General features: G+C 70.6%; 17 protein-coding genes. 15 read left to right on the forward strand and 2 right to left on the reverse strand.

Annotated elements, in window-relative coordinates:
* Positions 1-8: 8 nt before the first annotated feature.
* From STRCI_RS34855 to STRCI_RS34895, 9 genes are all read left to right on the forward strand, one after another.
* On the forward strand, positions 9-971 hold the full coding sequence (locus tag STRCI_RS34855; RefSeq protein WP_269662954.1) for a sugar ABC transporter substrate-binding protein: 963 nt from the start codon (positions 9-11) through the stop codon (positions 969-971).
* 94 nt (positions 972-1,065) lie between these two features.
* Positions 1,066-1,977 carry a LysR family transcriptional regulator gene (locus tag STRCI_RS34860; protein WP_269662955.1) on the forward strand — a complete coding sequence of 304 codons (912 nt, stop codon included), beginning with the start codon at positions 1,066-1,068 and terminating at the stop codon, positions 1,975-1,977.
* A gap of 108 nt (positions 1,978-2,085) precedes the next feature.
* Entirely contained in the window at positions 2,086-2,988 is a 903-nt protein-coding gene (locus tag STRCI_RS34865; RefSeq protein ID WP_269662956.1) for a VOC family protein, read from the forward strand.
* Positions 2,989-3,002: 14 nt separating this feature from the next.
* Positions 3,003-4,442: an NAD-dependent succinate-semialdehyde dehydrogenase gene (locus STRCI_RS34870; protein WP_269662957.1), complete on the forward strand. Its 1,440-nt coding sequence runs from the start codon at positions 3,003-3,005 to the stop codon at positions 4,440-4,442.
* Positions 4,439-5,209 (forward strand): fumarylacetoacetate hydrolase family protein, encoded by a 771-nt coding sequence (locus STRCI_RS34875; RefSeq protein WP_269662958.1) that lies wholly within the window; start codon positions 4,439-4,441, stop codon positions 5,207-5,209. The genes STRCI_RS34870 and STRCI_RS34875 overlap by 4 nt, the downstream gene beginning before the upstream one ends.
* Positions 5,206-5,577 (forward strand): VOC family protein, encoded by a 372-nt coding sequence (locus STRCI_RS34880; RefSeq protein ID WP_269662959.1) that lies wholly within the window; start codon positions 5,206-5,208, stop codon positions 5,575-5,577. The genes STRCI_RS34875 and STRCI_RS34880 overlap by 4 nt, the downstream gene beginning before the upstream one ends.
* Positions 5,578-5,603: 26 nt before the next feature.
* A complete protein-coding gene (locus tag STRCI_RS34885) occupies positions 5,604-6,389 on the forward strand; it encodes an alpha/beta fold hydrolase (protein ID WP_269662960.1) in 786 nt (261 codons plus the stop codon).
* Positions 6,386-6,847, forward strand: a complete 462-nt coding sequence (locus STRCI_RS34890; protein WP_269662961.1) for a GlcG/HbpS family heme-binding protein — start codon at positions 6,386-6,388, stop codon at positions 6,845-6,847. Before STRCI_RS34885 ends, STRCI_RS34890 begins: the two co-directional genes overlap by 4 nt.
* 3 nt (positions 6,848-6,850) lie before the next feature.
* Positions 6,851-7,822, forward strand: coding sequence for a uroporphyrinogen decarboxylase/cobalamine-independent methonine synthase family protein (locus tag STRCI_RS34895; RefSeq protein ID WP_269662962.1), 972 nt, complete (start codon positions 6,851-6,853; stop codon positions 7,820-7,822).
* Here the strand turns inward: STRCI_RS34895 and STRCI_RS34900 are convergent.
* Entirely contained in the window at positions 7,798-8,106 is a 309-nt protein-coding gene (locus STRCI_RS34900; protein WP_269662963.1) for a putative quinol monooxygenase, read from the reverse strand. The two genes, STRCI_RS34895 and STRCI_RS34900, sit on opposite strands and share 25 nt — an antisense overlap.
* 103 nt (positions 8,107-8,209) lie before the next feature.
* On the opposite strand from STRCI_RS34900, the gene STRCI_RS34905 reads away from it, so the two are divergent.
* The 5 genes from STRCI_RS34905 (at position 8,210) to STRCI_RS34925 (ending at position 14,675) form a co-directional block, all read left to right on the forward strand.
* Positions 8,210-9,646 carry an aldehyde dehydrogenase family protein gene (locus STRCI_RS34905; protein WP_269662964.1) on the forward strand — a complete coding sequence of 479 codons (1,437 nt, stop codon included), beginning with the start codon at positions 8,210-8,212 and terminating at the stop codon, positions 9,644-9,646.
* A gap of 32 nt (positions 9,647-9,678) precedes the next feature.
* Entirely contained in the window at positions 9,679-10,878 is a 1,200-nt protein-coding gene (gene lhgO / locus STRCI_RS34910; RefSeq protein ID WP_269662965.1) for an L-2-hydroxyglutarate oxidase, read from the forward strand.
* Positions 10,879-11,032: 154 nt separating this feature from the next.
* The gene (locus tag STRCI_RS34915; RefSeq protein ID WP_269662966.1) at positions 11,033-11,893 is read left to right on the forward strand and encodes an amidohydrolase family protein; all 861 of its coding nucleotides are present in this window, start codon (positions 11,033-11,035) and stop codon (positions 11,891-11,893) included.
* Position 11,894: 1 nt separating this feature from the next.
* Entirely contained in the window at positions 11,895-13,598 is a 1,704-nt protein-coding gene (locus STRCI_RS34920) for a thiamine pyrophosphate-dependent enzyme (RefSeq protein ID WP_269662967.1), read from the forward strand.
* A gap of 42 nt (positions 13,599-13,640) precedes the next feature.
* On the forward strand, positions 13,641-14,675 hold the full coding sequence (locus tag STRCI_RS34925; RefSeq protein ID WP_269662968.1) for an Ldh family oxidoreductase: 1,035 nt from the start codon (positions 13,641-13,643) through the stop codon (positions 14,673-14,675).
* A gap of 96 nt (positions 14,676-14,771) precedes the next feature.
* Here the strand turns inward: STRCI_RS34925 and STRCI_RS34930 are convergent, their stop codons facing one another.
* Positions 14,772-15,347, reverse strand: a complete 576-nt coding sequence (locus STRCI_RS34930; protein ID WP_269662969.1) for a TetR/AcrR family transcriptional regulator — start codon at positions 15,345-15,347, stop codon at positions 14,772-14,774.
* A 128-nt stretch (positions 15,348-15,475) separates the two neighbouring features.
* Here STRCI_RS34930 and STRCI_RS34935 point away from each other — a divergent pair, with 128 nt between their 5' ends.
* On the forward strand, positions 15,476-16,918 hold the full coding sequence (locus STRCI_RS34935) for an MFS transporter (RefSeq protein WP_269662970.1): 1,443 nt from the start codon (positions 15,476-15,478) through the stop codon (positions 16,916-16,918).
* The last annotated feature ends 20 nt before the right edge of the window (positions 16,919-16,938 follow it).

The following is a 16,938-nucleotide window of genomic DNA, read 5'->3' on the forward strand; positions in this document are numbered from 1 at the left end:
ACCGCACGATGAGAATCACCTCCCGGTACCGCGCCGCCTGCGTCGCCACCGCCCTGAGCGCGGGACTCCTGCTCAGCGGGTGCAGCAAGGACGACGACACGGTGAGCACCGCCGCCGGTGACGGCGACTACACGATCGGCTTCGTCAACGGCAACAACACCGAGTTCCACACCTGTCTCCAGGGCGCCATCGAGAAGAAGGCCGAGGAACTGGGCGTCGAGCTCTACACCGCCAACTCCACCCAGGACCCGGGCAAGGAGCTGTCCAACATCGAGGACATGATCTCCCGCGGGGTCGACGCGGTCATCGTCCAGACGGTCAACGTGGACGCCCTGGAGGCCGACATAGCCAAGGCCAAGGCGGCGAACGTGCCGATCTTCCTGACCTCGGTGCTGCTGGAGGACATGAAGGACGTGCTCGGCGCCTCCGTCGTACCGCTCGCCGAAGTGGGCAAGATGGACGCCGAGTTGGTCACGAAGGACGCGGGCGGCAAGGCCGTCCAGGTCGGTGTCGTCGCGGGCGCGCCCGGCGCCGCCTCGGACGTCCTGGTGGGCGGCTTCACCGACAACCTGCCGGCCACCGCCAAGGTCGTCGCCAACCAGCCGGGCATGTTCAGCCCCGCCAAGGCGCAGGAGGTGGCGGAGAACATGATCCAGTCCCACCCCGACCTGGACTATGTCTTCGTCGCCAACGAGGAGATGGCCTTCGGCGCCCTCAACGCCTTCAAGGCCGCGAAGGCCGACGTCAGGATCGTGACGAACAACGGCACCGAGCGCGGCGTCGAGGCCGTCAAGGACGGCACCTTCCTCGGCACGGTCTCCAACCCGGCCCAGCTCACCGGCGCCAACGCCCTGGAGAGCACCGTGAAGCTGCTCGACAAGGACAAGGGCGCCGAGAAGGTCACCCGCACCCCGCTCACCCTCGTCACCAAGGACACCGCGGCTCAGGCACCGGCCTACTGCGCAGAGTGACCGTGGAAAAAGGGCAGGTCACACCCCTTATGAAACGGCATCGTTTCACTTAGGGTGCCCTTACTTTGCTCCGCCCGGAAAGAACCGAGGAACCATGGACCGTCTGCTACTGATGCACAGCTTCGTCACCGTCGCTCAGGTCGGCAGCTTCAGCGGAGCCGCCAAGAAGCTGGGCTCCTCGGGCTCCCTGGTCTCCCGCCATGTGGCGGAGCTGGAGCGACAGGTCGGGGTACGGCTCGTCAACCGCACGGCCCGCTCGGTGAGCCTCACCGAACCGGGCCAGCGGTACGCCGAATTCTCCGCCCGGATCCTCCAGGAGATAGAGGCGGAGGACGTGGGCATCGCCCATCTGCACGACCGGGCCGAGGGTACCCTCAGCATCATCTGCCCGAAATGGATCGGCAGCCTGGACCTCGGGGACGCCATCGCCGCCTTTTCCGCGGCCCACCCCAAAATCCAGGTCCGATTCGAACTCGGCGGGATGTCGGACCGTACCTACGATTTCCTCGACAGCGGATTCGACATCGCCTTCCACACCCGGGATCTCCGCGATTCGAGCGTCCGCCTCAAGAAGATCGCCTCGCTGCCGTTCGTGCTGTGCGCGTCCAAGGAGTACCTGGACCGCAACGGCCCGTTGACCGAGCCGAACGGCATCGCCCACCATGACTGCCTCGTGCACGTCAACGACCCCGTGTGGCGGATCGGCCACGGCCACGCCTCCACCCTGCACAAGATCCGCAACGTGGCCTTCTCCTCCAACTCCTACCTCGCCCTCCAGAAGGCGGCCGTGCACGGACGCGGCATCGCCCTGCTCCCGCAGCGGCCGGCCTACGACGATCTCGTGTCCGGCGCGCTGCAGGTCCTGCTCCCGGAACTCGCCGTACCCGACCGCCCGCTGTTCGCCATCTACGGGCCCGGACAGGCCGTCCCGCGCAAGATCAGCGTCTTTCTGCAATTCCTCACCGACTGGTTCTCCCGCAATCCCATCCCGGTGATCCAGGCGTAGCCGTTCCCCGGCCGCAAGAAACGATTGCAGAACCAGCGGAGCACGGGCCGTTGAGTCCCCGCGCTTGCAAAACCTAGGCTCACTGGCGACCCGCGAAACGAGGAATCCATGGGAATCCAGAGAATCGAATCGGTCACTTACAGCATCGACGACCTCGACGAATGTGTCCGTTTCTACGAGGACTTCGGACTGTTCCTGGTCGAAAGGACCGGCGAGCACGCCGTGTTCGAGACGCTGACCGGGCAGACCCTTCAGCTCGACACCCGCCCGGGGCCGCTGCTGCCGCCCCCGGTGGAGCACGGGCCCACCCTGCGCGAGGTGGTGTGGGGCGTGGACACCGAGGAGGAGCTGGACCGGCTGGTGACCGCCGTGGGGGACACCCGGCAGAGCGCGGACGGTGTGCACCACACCGTCGACGAGACGGGATTCGGGGTCGGGCTGACCCTGGCCCGCCCCAAGCCCGCACCCGTCACCCCGCGCCCCGCCAACTCCCTTGGCCACGTGACCCGTTGGAACACCGCCCTGGAAGCGATCACCCGGGTCCGGCCACTGCGCATGTGCCATGTCGCGCTGAACATCCCCCAGGCGGGCAAGGACGAGGCCGTCGCCTTCTACACCGGGCGCCTCGGCTTCCGGCCCACCGACGTCGTCGAGCCGATGGGCGTCTTCATGCAGGCCCCCGGCGACGACGACCAGCACACCATGCTGCTGTGCCACCGCCCCGACAAGGCGGGCGTCAACCACATCGCCTACGAGGTGCCCGGCTTCGACGACGTGGTCGAGGGCGGCAACCACATGATCGAACGGGGCTGGCGCGAGGCCCGCAGACTCGGCCGGCACACCATCGGCTCCAATGTCTTCCGCTTCCTGCACGCCCCGAGCGGCGGCCGGGTGGAGTACGCCGCCGACATGGACCGGGTCGACGACTCCTATGAGACCCGCGTCCACGGGACCACCCCGCCCCACCACATCTGGGCGCTGCGCACCAACCGCGACAACGAGGCCTCTTGAGAGGGCACCCACCCATGACCAGCTACCCCGCCGTCCGCATGTACATCGCGGGCGAGTGGTGCCAGGGCGGCACCGGACGTACCGCCCCGATCGTGAACCCGGCCACCGAGGAGGTGATCGGAGAGGTACCGCTCGCCACCCCCGACGACCTGGACCGCGCCCTGGCCGCGGCCGAAGCGGCATTCCGCGTCTGGCGCGAGACGCCCGTCGCGCGGCGCACCGCGATCCTGCACGCCGCCGCCGACCTGATCAGCGAGCGGGCCGCCGAGATCGGCCGCATCATGACCCAGGAGCAGGGCAAGCCGCTCGCCGAGTCGACCGGCGAGGCCCGGCGCACCGCCGAGACCCTGCGCTGGCACGCCGACGACGCCCGCCGCGCCTATGGCCGCATCATCCCCTCGGCCCCCGGCACCGCGCTGACCGTACGGCGCGAACCCATCGGCCCGGTCGCCGCGTTCGTCCCGTGGAACTTCCCCGTGGGCGGGCCCAACCGGAAGATCTCCTCGGCGCTGTCGGCCGGCTGCTCCCTGGTCATCAAGGCCTCGGAGGAGACCCCCGCGACCGCCGCAGCCCTGGTCCGCTGCTACGTGGACGCGGGCCTGCCCGCCGGTGTCCTCAACCTGGTCTTCGGCGAACCAGCCGAGGTCTCCGCCCACCTCATCGCCTCCCCGGTGATCCGCCTGATCGCCTTCACCGGCTCGGTCCCCGTCGGCAAGCTCCTCGCCGCCGAGGCCGGAAAGGTCATGAAGCCGTCCCTGATGGAACTCGGCGGACACGCGCCGGTGATCGTCTGCGCCGACGCAGACCCGGTCCAGGCCGCCCGCAGGGCCGCCCAGGCCAAGTTCGCCAACGCCGGTCAGGTGTGCACCTCGCCGAGCCGCTTCCTCGTCCACGAGAGCCTGGTCGAGGACTTCACCGCCGAGTTCGTGAAGGCGGCGGAGGCGGTGGTCGTCGGGGACGGACTCGCCGACGGCACCACCATGGGCCCGCTCGCCAACGAGCGGCGCCTGGTCGCCATGGAGCGGCTCACCGCCGACGCAGTGGCCCGCGGCGCCAAGGTCCGCACCGGCGGCGAACGCCCGGACCGCGCCGGGTACTTCTTCGCGCCGACGGTCCTGACCGACGTACCGCCGGACGCGGAGCTGATGCGTGAGGAGCCGTTCGGGCCGCTCGCGCCCATAGTGCCCTTCACCGACCTCGACGAGGCCCTCGCCGCAGCGAACGCCCTGCCCTACGGCCTCGCCGCCTACGGCTACACCCGGTCCGCCGCCACCGCCGAACGGCTCTCGGCCGAGCTGGAGGCCGGGATCCTCTCGCTCAACCACTGCGGCGGCTCCGTCCACGAGGCGCCCTCCGGCGGGGTGAAGGACAGCGGGTACGGCCGCGAGGGCGGACCCGAGGCGCTCGACGCCTACCTGGTCACCAAGCGCGTCTCCCACCTGCTGGCGCCATGAGGTACGCACGGGTCTCGGTCGGCGGCCGGGCGGTGTGGGGCCGGGTCGGCGAGGCGGACGTGGAGCTGCTGTCCGAGTCGCCGATCGACGGCCGCCCCGATGTGATCGGCACGGTGCCCCGGTCAACGGCCGTATGGCTGCCGCCCGTTGTGCCGCCGGTCTTCTACGCCGTCGGCTACAACTACCCCCGGCACATCGCGCACGCCAAGGCCGCCACACCGGAGCGTCCCGAGATCGGATACCGGGCCAACAACGCCCTCACCGGGCACCTCAAGCCGATCGTCAAGCCGGCCGAGGTCGAGGGCCGCTTCGAGGCAGAGCCCGAACTCGTCGCCGTCATCGGCCGTACGCTGCGGCACGCCACGCCCGAGGAGGCCCGCGCCGCCGTCTTCGGCTGGACCATCGGCAACGACATCAGCGCCCGCGCCTGGCAGCACCAGGACCGCACGTTCTGGCGCAGCAAGAACAGCGACACCTTCAAGCCGATGGGCCCCTGGATCGAGACCGACGTCGACGCGCTCGCCCAGACCACCACGCTCCGGGTGAACGGCGAGGTCCACTCGGAGTTCGCCACCGGCGACATGGTCTTCGACCCCTTCGATCACATCGTCGAGATCACCCGGCACCTCACCCTGCACCCGGGCGACGTGCTGTGGATGGGCGCCGAGTCGACCTGCCAACTGGAGCCCGGCGACACCGTGGAGGTCGAGATCAGCGGCATCGGTGTGCTGTCCAACCCCGTACAACTCGAAGGGAATCGAGCATGAGCGCGGAACCCCGCTACATCCACCACGTCAACTTCCCCACCACCGACCCCGACCGGACCGCCGCCTGGTACGCGAAGGTCTTCGGGATGAAGCGGATCATGCCCAAGTCCAACACCCGCGTGGTGCTGATGACCCGGGGCAACTTCGATCTGCACTTCACCCCGGTCGAGGAGATGGAGCGCATGGCGCCCTATCACTTCGCCGTCGAGGTCGACGACTGGGACGACTTCCTGGAGCACCTCAAGGAGCTCGGCATCCGGCACACCCGGCCCGTCCAGCGCCCCGAGAACCAGTCCAAGTTCTGCTACATCCACGACCCCGACCACACCATGATCGAGCTCGTCTACCACGCCAAGCGCTCCAACTGACCCCGCGCCGACTGGAGTTCATTCTCATGCCCATCGCCGACTCCGACGGCACCGCCATCTACTACGAGCGCCACGGCAGCGGCCCGGCGATCCTGTTCGTGCACGGCAGCGGCGGACACCACGCCGCCTGGTGGCAGCAAGTGGCCGCACTCCGCGAGGAGTTCACGGTCGTCACCGTGGACCTGCGCGGCTTCGGCAAGTCCGACTCCTCGATGCCGGAATTCGACGGCCAGGACTTCCCCGGTGACGTGGTCGCCGTCCTGGACGCCGAGGAGCTGACCGACGTCATGCTGGTCGGCCAGTCCATCGGCTCCGTCGCCGCCCTGCGCGCCGGGCTGCTGCGACCCGAGCGGGTCTCGTCCGTCGTCCTCGGGCACTCCCTGGGCGGCATCAGCCATCCGGAGCTCAAGGAGCTGGCGGCGGCCGACCGCGCCGAGGCGGTCAAACTCCCGGTGATCGACCGGCTGTTGACCAAGCCGTTCCAGCGGGAGCGCGCCGATCTGACCTTCCTCTTCCAGCAGATGGGCACCTTCAACGTGGCCCGCATGCAGGACCTGCGCAACCTCGACACCAACGGCCCGACCCTGACGGAGATCCAGGACTCGGGCGTCAAGGTCGCCTTCCTCGCGGGCGAGAAGGACGCCGTGCTCAGCGTCAAGACGGTGACACGTGCCCATGAGCTGCTCGCCGGCTCACACCTGGAGATCGTCGAAGGCGCTCCGCACTCCATGTACTGGGAGACCCCGCGCGCGTACAACGCGGCCGTCGCCCACCTGCGCCGCACCCTCACCGCAGAGAAGGAATCCGTATGACCACCCTCACCCTGGCCGCCGCCGAGGAGATCCTCGCCGCCGCCCATCAGCGCGCGCAGGCCATCGGGAAGGCGGTGAGCGTCGCCGTCGTGGACGCCGGCGGCTTCCCGATCGCGATCCGCCGCCCCGACGGAGCGCGCCCCCTCACCCCGGACATCGCCCGCGCCAAGGCGTACACCGCCGCGATCATGCAGCGCCCCGGCACCATGCTGAAGAAGTGGCAGGAGAGCCAGCCGGTCTTCTTCGCCCAGCTCTCGCAGCTCCCCGGCGCGGCCATGCCGATCATGGCCACCGAGGGCAGCGTCACCATCAAGAAGGACGGCGAGATCATCGGCGGCCTCGGCATCGCGGGCGGCACCGCCGCCGAGGACCAGAAGATCGCCGAAGAAGTGCTCGAATCCCTCGGCTACGAGCTGGAGTTCGCCGCCTGGGGCGTCTCGGCACCCGGAAAGGACTGACCCATGGCGGACACCTTCAACTACCGCATCGACCACCACGGCAGCCTGGTCCGCCCGGCCGGCCTCAGCTCGGACTCCCTTGCCGAGGCGGTCGAGGAGGCGGTGGCCTACCAGCGCAAACTCCGCTCCACCGTGGTCACCGACGGCGACTTCCCCCGTGAGGACTTCCGCAGCGCGGTCCTCGAAGGGGTCTCCGGCTTCCGCCGTACCGACGAGACGGCGGACGGACTGGCCCGCTGGGTCGCCGAGTCGCTGCCCAAGGCGAACGGCCCGCTCCTGGCCGACTGGTCCGCCCGCCTGGCGGAACTCACGGTCATCGCCCCCAAGGCGACCCTGCCGTCCCCGGCCTACCTGGCGGCGACGACCTACGCGGAGGGCCTCGGCCCGGCACGCGAACTGGGCGAGGCGCTGGCGGAGATCATCCGCACGGAGATCGGCCTGCTGGTCTCCCGCGGAGTCCGGCTGATCCAGCTCAACAACCCGCTCCTCCTCGACTGGCCGGAGGACTCCCCGCTCTCCTACGACGACGCGCTGGCCGTGGAGGCGGCGGCGGTACGGCTGGACGAGCGCCCCGAGGGCGTCCGTATCGGCATCTGCCCGGGCTGGACGGCACCGGCAGAGGTGGACAGCGCTCGTGTCGAGCGGCTGTACGGCGAGATCCCGGCCGACCGCTGGGTCCTGCCGTACGACCAGGGCACCCCGTCCGAACTCGATCTCCTCCGGGCTCTCCCCGAGGACCGGGACGTCTGTCTCGGTGTCGTGGACGCGACCGTGGCCGAACTGGAGGACATCGACACGGTGATGAGCCGGATCGACGCGGCGGCCGAGATCAAGGACATCGAGGACATGGCCGTATCGCCGTCGAGGGGCTTCGCGGACATCGCCGCGAAGCCCCTGCTGACCGCCGAACAGCAGCGAAAGAAGCTGGTGTTGGTGGAGACGATCGCCCGCTACTGCTGGGGCAACGAGTTCTGAAGCACCTCGGCGAACGTCACTGTGCGCTCGGTCAGCAGCGGCCGTACCGTCCGGACGATCAACTCGTCGAAGTAGTCGGCCGCCGCGTGCGCCTCGAACCCCGCCCGGTCCGCGTACACCTCGTACAGCACGAACCCGCCCACCCGCTCGGCCTCCGCGTGCACCTCATAGGCGAGATTCGCGGGCTCACCCCGGGTGAACTCCCGCATCCTCAACAGCGCCTCCCGCACCACGAGTTCATCGGCGGGCTCGCAGCGGTAGTGGGCGAAGACGGCGTACGGCATGGGCGTTCCCCAAAAGCTCGAAGGTGCGGTGGTGCCGCCGATTCCAGCACGGACACCCCGCACTCCGGGCGCAACCAATGTCTGACGGAAAAGAAGTGACTCCATGCGCACCCTGGAAACCCTCATCGGCGGAGAGTGGGTGACGTCCGGAGCGTGGATCGACGTCCACGACCCGGCCGACGTCCGAGAACCGCTCGCCCGTATCCCCGCCCTTCCCGCGAAGGACGTCACCCGGGCCTACGACCACGCCGAGCGCGGCTTCGCGCTCTGGAAGCGCACCAGCCCCTTCGAACGGGCTCGGATCATGACCGAGGCGGCCCGGCTGATCCGGGAACGGCTGGAGTCCATTGCCGCCGATGTCACCGCCGAGAACGGCAAGACGCTCGCCGAGGCCCGCGGTGAGACCGGCAAGGCCGCCGACTTCCTCGACTACTACGCCGGTCTCGCCCGCCAGCGCTACGGCACCCTGCTGCACGACGTCCGCCCCGACACCCGTACGCACACCCAGCGCGAGCCCATCGGCGTCATCCTGGTGATCAGCCCGTGGAACGATCCGCTGATCACCCCGGCCCGCAAGCTCGCCCCGCTGCTCGCCACCGGCAACGCGGCCGTCTTCAAGCCGGCCACCGAAACCCCGCTCTCCGGGCTGCACTTCGCCCGCGCCCTGCACGACGCGGGACTCCCGGCCGGGGTGCTGAACGTGGTCACCGGCCGTACGGCGGAGATCGAGGAGGCCCTCCTCGACGACCCCCGGATCGCCGGCGTCACCTTCACCGGCTCCAACGCCGTCGGCAACCGCATCCGCCGCCGCCTCGCCGACCGCAACGTCCGCTTCCAGGGCGAACTCGGCGGCAAGAACGCCTCGGTCGTCCTCGCCGACGCCGACCTCCCCGCCGCCGCGAAGGCCGTGGTCGCCGCCTCCTTCGGCCAGGCCGGACAGCGCTGCACCGCCACCAGCCGGGTGATCGTGGAGCGCCCGGCCCACGACGACTTCGTACGGCTGCTGCTCGCCGAGGTCGAGGCGCTGGCCGTCGGCCCCGGCAGCGATCCGGCGACCACGCTGTGCCCGCTGTCCAGCCCCCGGCAGCGCGACTCGGTCCTCGCCGACATCGGCCGGGCCGTCGACGCGGGCGCCACCGTGCTGGCCGGGGGAGCGGCCGACCCGGAGCGCGCGCACGGCTGTTACGTCCTGCCGACCGTGCTCGGCGATGTCACCCCCGAGATGGCGATCTGGCGCGAGGAGGTCTTCGGGCCGGTGCTCGCCGTGCGCGCCGTCGAGGACTTCACGCAGGCCGTGGAGGCCGTCAACGACTCCGAGTTCGGGCTGGCCGCCGCCCTGTTCACGCGCGATCTGTCCCGGGCGTACCGGTTCATCGACGAGGCCGAGTGCGGACAGGTCGCCGTCAACACCACGACCACCGGCTGGGACGTCCATCTGCCCTTCGGCGGGTTCCGCGACTCAGGGACCGGTTACAAGGAGCAGGGCGAGGAGGTCCTGCGCTTCTCCACGCGCGTCAAGACCGTCGCCGTTCACTACTGACGCGGTCACCTACTGATCCGAAGGAGGAGTCGATGGCTGACGAGACGATCGGCATCGTCGGCGCGGGCATCGTGGGCCTGGCCACCGGCCGCGAGATCGCCCTGCGCCGACCCGGCACCCGGGTGGTGGTGCTGGAGAAGGAGCAGGAGCTCGCCGTCCACCAGACCGGCCACAACTCCGGCGTCGTGCACGCCGGGATCTACTACCCGCCGGGCAGCCTCAAGGCGGAGCTGACGGTGCGCGGGGTCGCCCTGCTGCGCGAGTACTGCCAGGAGCGGGGCCTGCCGTACGAGGAGGTCGGCAAGCTGGTCACGGCCGTCCGCGAGGACGAGCTGGGCCGGATGGAGAGCCTCTACGAACGGGCCCGCACCAACCATGTGCCCGAGCTGCGGAAGGTCTCCAAGGAGGAGATCAGGGAGATCGAGCCCGCGGCCGGAGGGCTCGCCGCGCTGCACTCGCCGCGCACCGCGATCACCGACTACAAGGCCGTCGCCCGCGAGTACGCCAAGGACATCGAGGCGTCCGGCGGCGAGGTGCGGCTCGGCTTCCCCGTCACCGCGATCACCCAGGTGCCCGGCGGTATCGAGGTGGCCTCCGTCCAGGACCGGGTCCGGGTGGACCGGCTGGTGCTGTGCGCGGGGCTGCACTCGGACACCGTCGCCCGGCTCGCGCACGACGGACGGGAACCGCGGATCATCCCCTTCCGGGGCGAGTACATGCTGCTGAAGCCGGAGAAGGCGCGGCTGCTGCGGGGCCTGGTCTATCCGGTGCCCGATCCCCGGTACCCCTTCCTCGGCATCCACTTCACCCCGCGAGTCGACGGCACCGTCGAGGTCGGCCCGAACGCCGTCCTGGCGATGTCCAGGGAGGGCTACCGGCTGAGCCAGGTCTCGCCACGGGACCTCGTGAGCCTCGCCGGCTACCCCGGAGCCTGGCGGATGGCGGCCCAGCACTGGCGTACCGGCATCAAGGAATACCGCGGCTCGCTGTCCAAGCGTGCCTTCATGCGGGACGCGAGCCTGTACGTGCCCGCCGTGGGCGTCTCCGACGTGGTGCGCGGCGGAGCCGGGGTGCGCGCCCAGGCGCTGGACCGCGACGGCACGCTCGCCGACGACTTCCGCATCCACCGGGCCGGCCGGGTCACCGCCGTCCGCAACGCGCCCTCACCGGCCGCGACGGCCTCCCTGGCGATCGCCGAGCACATCGTCGACGCCGTCTTCGGCGACGGCTGATCCAGACCGCTCGGGCAATCAGTGAATGCCCTGCACAGAGCGGTATTTCGCGCAACAACAGCTTGCGCTCCCGGGGCTCGGCAAGGGCTCCCGCCCCGCCTAGCGTTCCCTCCGCAGCACCCCACCGCCCCGTTCGACAGAAAGAGTTGAGGCCATGTTCGTCGTCGACACGCAGATCCACATCTGGAAGGAAGAGACCCCGGACCGCCCCTGGGTGCCCGGGGCCCGCGAGCGGATCCGCCTCAACGGCCACCGCGAGGACCCCTTCTCCTACGAGGAGGCCCTGGAGCTGATGGACGAGGCCGGCGTCAACCGGGCGCTGATCCTCCCGCCGTCCTGGGAGGGCGACCGCATCGACTACGCCCTGGAGGCCTGCGAGGCCCACCCGGACCGGTTCGGCATCATGGCCCGCATCCCGCAGAACAAGCCCGAAGAGGGCAAGGCGATGCTGGCGGACTTCGCCCAGAACCCGCATGTGAAGGGCACCCGGCTCACCTTCCACCGGCCGCAGGACCGCAACTGGATGATCGACGGCACCAACGACTGGTACTGGCCGATCGCCGAGGAGCTCGGCATCCCCACCATGGTCCACGCCCCGATCTGGAAGCGGGAGCTCGGCGAGATCGCCGCGAAGCACCCCGAGCTGAAGATCATCATCGACCACATGGGCATCATGGCCCGCTGTGTCGACGACGCGATCGGCTACTGGGTCCAGGAGACCGCCGATCTCGCCGCCCACCCGAACATCTACGTCAAGGTCTCGGCGCTGCCGGGCTACTCGACGCAGCCGTTCCCCAACAACAACATCCAGCAGTACGTGCGCGAGATGGTCGACCGGATGGGCCCGCAGCGCTGCTTCTACGGCACCGACATCACCCGGCTGCTCGGCCACGGCATCACCTACACCGACACCATCGAGCAGTTCACCAAGCACTGGGACTTCACCCCCGAAGAGCTCGAATGGATCATGGGCCGGGGTATCTCCGAGGTCCTGAACTGGCCGATCGAGGGCTGACATGACCGACACCGAGCACCTGGACGGCGGTGACGCCGCCGTCGCCGCCCTCACCGCCGCCGGCGCCGACCACATCTTCTGCGCGTCGGGGTCCGAATGGGCCCCCGTGTGGGAGTCGCTGGCCCGGCACCACCGCGACGGACTGCCCTGCCCCGGGTATCTGGACCTGACCCACGAGACGGTCGCCGTGGGCATGGCCACCGGCTACGGCCTGATCACCCGCCGCCCGCAGGGCGTGCTGCTGCACGCGGCCCCCGGCCTGCTCCAGGGCTCGATGGCCGTGCACGGCGCCCTGCTCGCCGGGGTGCCGATGGTGGTCGCCTCCTCGGAGTCGGCCACCTACGGCGACGGCCCGGGGAAGGACCCGGGCGGCCAGTGGTACCGCAACCTGTCGATCGTGGGCGGCCCGCACGGCGTCGCGAGTCCGTTCACCAAGTGGTCCAACGAGGCGGCCAGTGTCCACACCCTGCCCACGATGATCACGAGGGCGGCGGAGCTGGCCTGGCGGGCCCCGGCGGGACCGGCGTATCTGAACATCCCGCTGGAGATCCTCCTGGAGGAGTGGGACGGCCGTGAGGCCAAGCCCGTCGTCCCGCCCGGCTCCACGCACAGCTCGCCCGAAGAGGCCGACGCGGTCGCGCAGTTGATCCGCGAGGCCGTCAACCCGGTGATCGTCACGGAGACTTCGGGGCGTGAGTCGGGCGGCTGGGAGGCTCTCGTCGCCTTCGCCGAGGCCTGGAACATCCCGGTCGTCGAGCCCGACTCGGCGGTGTGCGGCAACTTCCCGCGCACCCACCCGCTGCACGCAGGCAGCGACATCGGGCCCTGGATGGACGAGGCGGACCTGATCCTGCTGGTCAACTGCCGGGCGCCCTTCTACCCACCGTCACGCCGGCCCTCGAAGGCACGGATCGTCGTCATCGACGAGGTGCCGCAGCGCCCGCACATCACCTACCAAGTCCTGTTCGCGGACCGGTACTTGGAGGGCAACGTCGCCAACAGCCTGCGCCAGCTCGCCAAGCGGGCGAAGGACCTGGACGCGGCGGCGGTCACCGCCCGGCGTGCGGCACAGGAGGAGCGGCACGCGGGGGAGCGGGCCGCGATCGCGGCGGCCGAGGCGAAGGCCGCCGAAGCGGCCGGGGGCATCGATCCCGTGATGGTGGCCGCCACGCTGCGGCGGCTGCTGGACGGGGAGGACGCGATCGTCGTCGACGAGACCATCACCCACAGCCGGATCGTCAAGCGGCACCTGCGGAACGACGCCCCCGACTCGTACTTCTACGTCCAGGGCGGTCTCGGCCAGGGCATGGCGGTCGCGCTGGGCGTCAAACTCGCCGCCCGGGAGCGGCCGGTGGTGCTCACCATCGGCGACGGCGCCTTCACCTACAACCCGGTGATCCCGTCCTACGACGCCTCGCGGGCATACGAACTGCCGTTGCTGATCGTCGTCTTCAACAACCGTGTCTACAAGTCGATGAATCTCAACCACCGTCGCTTCTACCCCGACGGCGCGGCCGCCGGGACGGGGGAGTGGCTCGGCACCGATCTGCACCGGCTGCCGCGGCTCGCCTCCTTCGCCGAGCCGTTCGGGATGCACACCGAGACCGTCGACGCGCCCGACGCCCTCGCTCCCGCCCTGGAGCGCGCCCTCAAGGCCGTGGCGGAGGGCACCACGGCCGTCGTCGACGTGCTCGTCACCCGCTGAACCACCCCTGATCCAGCTGAACCACCCTGATCTAGGAGAACCATGTCCCACCGGAAGCTCGTGCCCGCAGGGGAGTTGCGGGACTTCTCCGCGGCCCTGCTGGAGCAGGGCGGCCTGAGTGCCGAGCACGCCCGCACCACCGCCGAGGTGTTCGTCTGGGCCGCGCTGCGCGGCGTCGACTCGCACGGCATCGCCCGGGTCCCGGCCTATCTGGAGCTGTTGGCCAAGGGGGTGGCCAATGCGCGGCCCGAGCTCGGCGTCGAGTCGACCACCCCGGCCGCGGCGGTCCTGGACGCCGACCGCGCCCCCGGGCCGGTGGCGCTGAGCGCCGCCGCGGACGAGGCGGTGACCCGGGCGAAGGTGACCGGCATCGCCTCGGTGGGGGTGCGCCGTACCGTGCACACCGGGGCCATCGGCTACTACGTGTCCCGGATCGCCGAGCAGGGCCTGGTCGGCATCGGGTTCGTGGCCGGTATGCCCAACATGGGCTACACCGGCGTCAAGGGCGCCGCCGTCGCCACCAGCCCGCTCGCCATCGCCGTACCGGCGAAGGAGCACGCCCCGCTGCTGCTCGACATGGCCACCGCCACCGTCGCGCTCGGCAGGATCCGCCAGGCGAAGGCGAACGGAACCCCCCTGCCCGAGGGCGCGGCCGCCACCGAGGACGGCACCCCGACGACCGACCCCGAGCAGGCGGTCATGCCGCTGCCCCTGGGCGGCGCCAAGGGCTCGGGCATGTCCCTGGCCTTCGAGATCCTCACCAGCGTGCTCGTCGGCGCGCCGATCTTCGCCGCCTTCCACTCGGACGACCCGCAAGGGCGCAAGCACCGCCAGAACGCCCTGCTCATCGCCGTGGACCCGGCGGCCTTCGGTGACCCGGACGCCTTCACGGCGTCGGTGGACGAGACCCTGGCCACGCTCAAGGGGCTGCCCACCGACAGCGGCGTGTACTACCCGGGCGAGCGCAGCGCCGCGGTGGCCGTCGAGCGGGCCGAGCAGGGGATCCCGGTCGCGCCGAAGGTCTGGCGCGAGCTGACCGAGGCCGCGGGGAGGTTCGGTATCGAACCACCCGCGTGAACAGACCGTCGCCGGCCGTCATGAGGGCCGGCCGGCGACTCGGGGGCCGGGCGCCCGCCGTCATGTCAGGGGACGGCGGGCGTTCCGCGTTCCCGTTCAGCGGGCCGTGCGCACCCCGTCCAGGGCGATGGCGAGAACCCGGTCGCGCTGGGCGTCGTCGGTGAAGGTCGTCGCGGTGACACCCGCGACCAGGCGCAGCAGATCACCGAAGTCCATGTCCGCGCGCGCCACGCCCGCCCGCTGCGCCCGCTCCAGGAGCGGCCCGCCCGCCGCGTACATCGAGTCACGGCAGGCGTCGAAGATCTCCGACTGGTCGTCCAGCGCCTCGCGCACGGCCCGCTTGGTGACCATGTAGCCGGTGAACCGGTGGAGCCACGTGGTGAGGGCCTCCCACGGCTCCAGCCCGGCGACCTCCCGCGCGACCTGGACCAGGTCGTTCACCTCGCCCGCGTACACGCTCTCGAAGAGATCGCGCCGGGTGGGGAAGTTCCGGTAGAGGGTGCCGATGCCCACGCCGGCGCGCTTGGCGATGTCCTCCAGGGAGGCATCCGCGCCGTTCTCGGCGAAGGCGTCGCGGGCGGCGGCGAGCAGGGCGTCGTAGTTGCGGGCGGCGTCCTTACGGTGCGGGCGCCGGGCCGCGACGATCTCGCTGACGGGGAACTGGGCGGACACGGCTGCCTCCCGGAGGAAGTCGGAGGGAACGTCGGAGAGAGCTTCGGACAGGGTCCCGATTGAAGCGGAGGGTTGCCTCCGCTAGAGTGGAGGAGTACCTCCACTTTATCAGTCGGAGAGGCCCCCTCATGCCCCGCTCCTCCACGCGGCTCACCTTCGCGGTCCTCGCGACGGGTGCCGCGGTGTTCTCCATGCTCCAGTCGCTGATCGCGCCGGCCCTGCCGACCGTGCAGCAGGAGCTGCACGCCTCGCAGTCCACCGCGACCTGGGTGATGACCGCGTATCTGCTGTCCGCCTCGGTCTTCACCCCGATCCTCGGCCGGGTCGGCGATCTGATCGGCAAGAAGCGCACCCTCGTCGCCGTGCTGTTCGTCGTCGCGCTCGGCTGTCTGCTCGCCGCGCTCGCCCCGAGCATCGGCGTCCTGATCGCTGCCCGCGTCGTCCAGGGTGTCGGTGGTGCCCTGTTCCCGCTGTCCTTCGGCATCATCCGGGACGAGTTCGCGCCCGGTGCGGTCGCCCGCAGCATCAGCAACCTGTCCGCCGTGATCGCCGCGGGCGGCGGCGTCGGCATGGTCGCCGCCGGACCCGTCATCACCGCCCTCGACTACCGCTGGCTGTTCTGGATCCCGGTCGGCGTCGTCGCGGTGACCACCCTGATCGCCCTGCGCTACGTCCCCGAGTCCGTCACCCGAGCCCGCGGCAGCGTCAACTGGACCGGCGCCGTACTGCTCTCGGCCTGGCTCGTCGCCCTGCTGCTGCCGATCAGCCAGGCGAGCGTGTGGGGCTGGACCTCCGCCCGGACCCTCGGCCTGTTCGCCGCCGCGCTCGCGCTGTTCGCGCTGTGGCTGTACAGCGAGGCCCGCTCCCGCACCCCGCTGATCGACCAGAAGGTGATGCGGCTGCCCGCGGTGTGGACCACCAACACCGCCGCCCTGCTCTTCGGCTCGGGCATGTACGCGATCTGGTCCTTCCTGCCGGGCTTCGTCCAGACCCCGGCCTCGGCCGGGTACGGCTTCGGGGCGAGCGTCACCGAGTCCGGTCTGCTCATGCTGCCGATGCTGGTCGCGATGTTCCTCTCCGGAGTCCTCGGCGGCCGGCTCCAGCCCGTCGTCGGCGCCAAGGCGCTGCTCACCGCCGGGGCCGCGCTCGGCGCCCTCGCCTGCGGCTTCCTGGCCCTGTGGCACGACGAACGCTGGCAAGTCGGCTTCGTCGCGGGTGTGTTCGGGCTCGGCATCGGGCTCGCCTTCGCCTCGATGGCCAACCTCATCGTGGGCAGCGTGCCGCCCGAGCAGACCGGCGCAGCGACCGGGATGAACGCCAACATCCGCACCATCGGCGGCTCGATCGGCGCCGCGGTCACCAGCGTCCTGGTCACCAGCAGCCTGCAGCCCTCGGGCCTGCCGTACGCCTCCGGCTACACCCACGGCTTCACCCTGCTGGCCGTGCTCTGCCTGGCCGCGGCACTCGCCGCCCTGCTGGTCCCCGCCACCCGCGCCCCGCGCCCGTCGACGCCCGTCCGGGGACGGGGGCGCACACCGGAGCAGACAGGAGCATCCACCCGCATACGGTAAGGTTTACCTGCGCGTTCTCG

It is taken from the genome of Streptomyces cinnabarinus (assembly GCF_027270315.1).
Taxonomy (GTDB): domain Bacteria; phylum Actinomycetota; class Actinomycetes; order Streptomycetales; family Streptomycetaceae; genus Streptomyces; species Streptomyces cinnabarinus.